Source organism: Actinomycetota bacterium, from assembly GCA_030774015.1.
Classification (GTDB): Bacteria; Actinomycetota; UBA4738; order UBA4738; family JACQTL01; genus JALYLZ01.
Map to the genome: position 1 here is coordinate 1 of JALYLZ010000013.1, position 4,881 is coordinate 4,881.

Consider the following 4,881-nt stretch of genomic DNA (forward strand, 5'->3'; position numbering starts at 1 on the left):
CCCGGCGGCCGCCGGGGCCGGTGACCGCAGCCACGCCCGTGGCTTCGGCCCCGCCCCGCCCCGCTCGCTGCTGGTCGAAGGTGGCCCGGGGATCCTGCGCGGAGGCCTTCCCGGCCCGGAACACCGCGAAGCGAAGGGTGATTGCGCCCGCTGTCCCGAGGGCCCCGCCCAGCCGGGCCTTCCATCTGCCCCTTCCGGGGAGCACCGACAGCGCGAGGCTCGCCCCCGTCAGGGCCTTGGCGGTCCGCCACAGCGCGCCGGACAGGCCCTCGTGGAGCGGCCGTCCGACCCGTTCCACGACGTCGGCCTCTCGCTCCACCGCCTGGGCCGCCGCCAGCTCGGCCAGCTTCCCGGCGACGCCGTAGCGACGCACGATGCGCTCCTGGCGATCCGACAGTCCCATCAGCTCGAGGAGCGAGGCGGCGGAGGCCACCGACGAGGCCAGGAACAGCAGGGGGAGCGTCCGGCGGGTGGCCTGCCACACCGGGACGGCCGTGTTGGAGAGCAGCACGGCCGTGTACCCCGACAGGGGCAGACCGAGGCTCCCCGCCCCGATCCCGGCCGCGTCGCCGGCCACCCCCAGCAGTCCGCCGGTCTCGGCGAGGAGGGCGGAGCCGGCGGTGAGGACGGACGCGGAGGAGAGCACCCAGGAGCCCAAGTTCATCGGCGAGCTCGGGCGAAACACCCGGAGCATGTTCAGGAATCGGGACGGCCGGCCGAGGTCCGCGATCAGCAGGGCCGTACCGGCCGCGCCGCCGGCCGCGCCGACCCATCGGCACCGCTTCACCAGGCCGGCGAGGTCCCGGCGGTCGGCCATCTGGGACACCGCCCCCAGCACCGCGGCGGCCCCCGCCGCCCCACCGGCGAAGAAGTACGTGGGGACGGTCCAGATCCAGGTGGGCTCCTTCAGCGTGGGCCGGTCGTAGTACGTCGGCTCCGTGCGCCGGCCGCCGTCGGTGGAGGGGACCTCACCCCACACGTCGTGCGCGACGGAGCCCTCCGCCCGATCCCGATTCGCGGGAACCGTCTGCTCGGAGGCCTCGCCCGCCAGCACGCCGACCGAGGGGTCGATGAACCGCCCCTCGCCGTACCGGTCCGGCGCGTCCTGGACCAGGGCGTCCTCGTCGCTCACCGGGCAGCTTTCCCGCTCGACATCACCGCGCCGAGCGCGGCCAGGGCCATGGCCGCGGCGCCCACCAGCACCCGGCCCCACGCCTCCGCGGCCTTCTTCCTCGGCGCCACCGGGTCGGGCGGGAGGTTGTAGACCTCCGGTTCGTCCACCAGCAGGAAGAACGCGTTCAGCCCGCCCGTTCCCGGCTGGTTCGCCTCGTCGACCCCGTACAGGTAGGCCTCGGTGACGCCGCGGTCGTGGAGCTGCCGGACCCTGGCCTCGGCCCGGTCGCGGAGCTCGGCCAGGTCGCCGAACACGATCGACTCGGTGGGGCAGGCCTTGGCGCAGGCCGGCGTCATGTCGTCCTTCAGCCGGTCGTAGCAGAGCGTGCACTTCCAGGCCCGCCCGTCGTCGGCCCGCCGGTCGATCACCCCGAACGGGCATCCCGCGACGCAGTACCCGCACCCGTTGCAGATGTCCGGCTGGACGTACACGGTGTCGAACTCGGTCCGGACGATCGCGCTCGGGCTCCTCGTGCTCGCCCTTGGTGGGGTAGTCCCACGTCAGGTCCAGAAGCGGGCGGTCCTTGGGGTCGGTCGATCCGGCGTACAGCGCCTTCAGCCGGCGGCCCAGGTGGAACATGAACCACAGGTCGCTGCGCGCGTCGCCGGGCGGCTCGATGGCCGCGTGGTGGTACTGGAGGAGCCGCTGGGTGTTGGTGAACGTCCCGTCCTTCTCCGTATGCGCGGCGCACGGGAAGAAGAACACCTCCGTCTTGATGTCCTCCGGCTTGACCTCGCCCCGGGCGATCTCCGGCGCGTCGCGCCAGAACTCCGCCGATTCTGTCGGTGTGAAGTCGCGGACCACCAGCCAGTCCAGCTCGCGGAATCCCTTGCGGTGCAACGCTCCGTGCATCGAGCCGACCGTCGGGTTCTCCCCCATCAGGAAGTAGCCCTTGCCCGCGCCGTCGGCCATGTCGGCCACCGTGGTCATGTGGGAGTGGTCACCGGTGAGATGCGGCAGGTGGTCGAAGCACCAGTCGTTCGATCTCTGCGCCGCGTCGCCGAACCACGCCTTCAGCAGCGACACCAGGTACTTGGGGAGCTCGCTCCACAGGCCGGCGTCGGTCCCCGCCAGCTCCAGGTACCGCTTCAGGGAGGTGTCCGTCTTGGCCTTCGGCATCGGGATGTACCCGGGAAGGAGGTCGTACAGCGTCGGGACGTCCGTGGATCCCTGGATCGAGGCGTGGCCCCGGAGCGCCAGGATCCCGCCGCCCGGCCGGCCGATGTTCCCCAGCAGGAGCTGAATGATGGCCGCGGTACGGATGTACTGCACCCCGACGGAGTGCTGCGTCCATCCGACCGCGTAGCAGAATGCCGAGGTCCGCTCCGGGCCGCTGTTGTCGCACAGGGCCTCCGCCACCCGCAGGAACAGGTTCTGAGGGATGCCGCAGATCTCCTCGACCATCTCCGGCGTGTACCGCGCGTAGTGGCGCTTCACGATCTGGAACACGCACCGGGGGTCCTGGAGGCTCGGATCGAACTTCGTGGGCCGGTCGCCCATCCCGGCGCCGGCCTCCATGGCCTGGGCCTGCCCGATGAGGTGGGCCATCTCCATGTCGCCTGCCGACGAGGGGGAGTGGGCGCCCTCGTACTGCCACGACTCGGGGTCGTAGGCGCCCTTCTCACCGTCCCACCCGCTGAACAGCCCGTCCAGGTCCTCGGTGTCGCGGAACTCCTCCGCCACGATGGCCGTGGCGTTGGTGAAGTTCACGACGTAGTCGTGGAAATACCGGTCGTTCTGGAGGATGTGGTTGACGATCCCGCCCAGGAAGGCGATGTCGCTGCCGGCCCGGATGGGCACGTGGACGTCGGCCATGGCGCTGGTCCGGGTGAACCGGGGATCGACGTGGATGATGGTCGCGCCTCGGTTCTTCGCCTCCATCACCCACTGGAAGCCCACCGGATGGCACTCGGCCATGTTGGACCCCTCGATGACGATGCAGTCAGCGTTCTGGAGGTCCTGCTGGAAGGTGGTGGCGCCGCCCCTTCCGAACGAGATCCCCAGACCGGGGACCGTGGAGCTGTGTCATATGCGGGCCTGGTTCTCGACCTGGATCACCCCGGTGGCGGCGGTCAGCTTGCGGATCAGGTAGTTCTCCTCGTTGTCGAGCGTGGCGCCGCCGAGGAAGGCCATGGACAGGGTCCGATTGGTCCGGTTCCCCTCGTCGTCGGTCTCCTCCCAGTGCTCGTCGCGGGCCCTCTTGTAGCGCTCGGCCACCATGTCCATGGCCTGCTCCAGCGGGATCTCCTCCCACCGGGTGCCGTGCGGGCGGCGGTACAGGACGCTGTGGACCCGGTGCGAGCCGGTTACCAGCTGGAAGGTGGCCGCGCCCTTCGGGCACAGCCGGCCCCGGGAGATCGGCGAGTCGGGGTCCCCTTCGATGTCGGTGATCCTGCCGTCGGACACGTAGACGTTCTGGCCGCACCCCACGGCGCAGTAGGGGCAGATGGACTTGACCACCTTGTCCGCGGTGCTGGTCCGCGGGACCAGCTCGATGCTCCGCTTCGAGAAGGAGGTCCGTCCGAAGCCCGTCCAATCGCGGCTCTTCAGCTGATCGAGGACGGGCCAGCGATCGAGGAAGCCCACGCGCGTACCTCCGTTCCGTCTCCTGCGGGTCGGCGATGATGTTCGTTCCCGGGCGGGGTTCGAGCAAACGCGTGCGTCCAGAGCCGGATCGCAGAGCGACGTAAGGACCTCGCGGCTAGGTGTCTCCCAAGTCGGTGCTGGTGATAGCGGGAGTCTGGGTGGGTGACGCGTTCAGCAGAACTCAGCGAGGCGGCGTGTCCGTGGCGTGTCCGTCCGCAGCGGACAAGGGGAAGGAGAGTACCCACTCCTTGCCGTTCTCAGTGTATTGCGCGCCTGGCGCTTGCGGCAAGACCCGGGTCGTGCTGCAGAATCTCCGGCCGAAACCGGAATCTACGGGGACGGGGGTGGCGTATGGCCGAACATGCGGTGGTGGTAGTCGGAGGCGGCCCGACGGGGCTGATGTTGGCGGGCGAGTTGGCGCTGGCGGGGGTCGACGTTGCCATCGTCGAGCGGCGCGCCAGCCAGGACCTTCCCGGCTCGCGCGCAGGCGGTCTCCACTCACGCACCATCGAGGTCCTCGATCAGCGCGGCATCGCCGATCGGTTCCTGTCGGAGGGACAGAAAGCCCAGGTCGCGGGGTTCGCCGGGACCCGCTTGGACATCAGCGACTTTCCCACCCGCCACCCCTACGGGCTCGGGCTGTGGCAGAACCACATCGAGCGCATACTGGCCGGCTGGGTCGGCGAGCTGGCGGTGACGATCTACCGCGGACGTGAGGTGACCGGTTTCGCGCAGGACGGCGCCGGCGTCGACGTCGAGCTGTCCGATGACCAGTCGCTGCGGGCGCAATATCTCGTCGGGTGCGACGGAGGACGCAGCCTGGTCCGTAAAGGAGCCGGCATCGAGTTCCCCGGCTGGGATCCGACGACGAGCGCCCTGCTCGCCGAGGTCGAGATGACCGAGGAGCCGGAATTGGGCATTCGCCGCACTTCCTCGGGCATGCATGCCCTGGGCAAGGTCGAGTACGAGATCAAGGACGGCGAGGTGGTCTACAAGCCAGGGGGGACGGTCGGGGTCATGCTGACCGAGTCGCAGGTCGGCACGAGCGAGCCCACCCTGCGCGATCTCAGCGAGGGCCTCATCGCCGTATACGGGACCGACTACGGGATCCACAGTCCCAC

At 70.1% G+C, this 4,881-nt stretch carries 2 protein-coding genes and 3 pseudogenes; 1 reads left to right on the forward strand and 4 read right to left on the reverse strand.

What is annotated here, in order from left to right; translation table 11 throughout:
* The 4 genes and pseudogenes from nrfD to M3Q23_00765 all read right to left on the reverse strand — a co-directional run.
* On the reverse strand, positions 1–1,213 hold a 1,213-nt coding region (gene nrfD, locus M3Q23_00750), incomplete at its 3' end, for a polysulfide reductase NrfD (GenBank protein MDP9340643.1).
* Positions 1,129–1,575: pseudogene (locus tag M3Q23_00755) on the reverse strand (4Fe-4S dicluster domain-containing protein). The pseudogene M3Q23_00755 and the gene nrfD, both read right to left, overlap by 85 nt.
* Positions 1,568–1,585 (reverse strand): annotated as a pseudogene (locus tag M3Q23_00760) (hypothetical protein). Before M3Q23_00760 ends, M3Q23_00755 begins: the two co-directional pseudogenes overlap by 8 nt.
* Positions 1,586–1,636: 51 nt before the next feature.
* A pseudogene (locus M3Q23_00765) lies at positions 1,637–3,760 on the reverse strand (molybdopterin-dependent oxidoreductase).
* A gap of 351 nt (positions 3,761–4,111) precedes the next feature.
* Here M3Q23_00765 and M3Q23_00770 point away from each other — a divergent pair.
* Positions 4,112–4,881: FAD-dependent monooxygenase (locus M3Q23_00770; GenBank protein ID MDP9340644.1), on the forward strand; the 770-nt coding region annotated here is incomplete at its 3' end.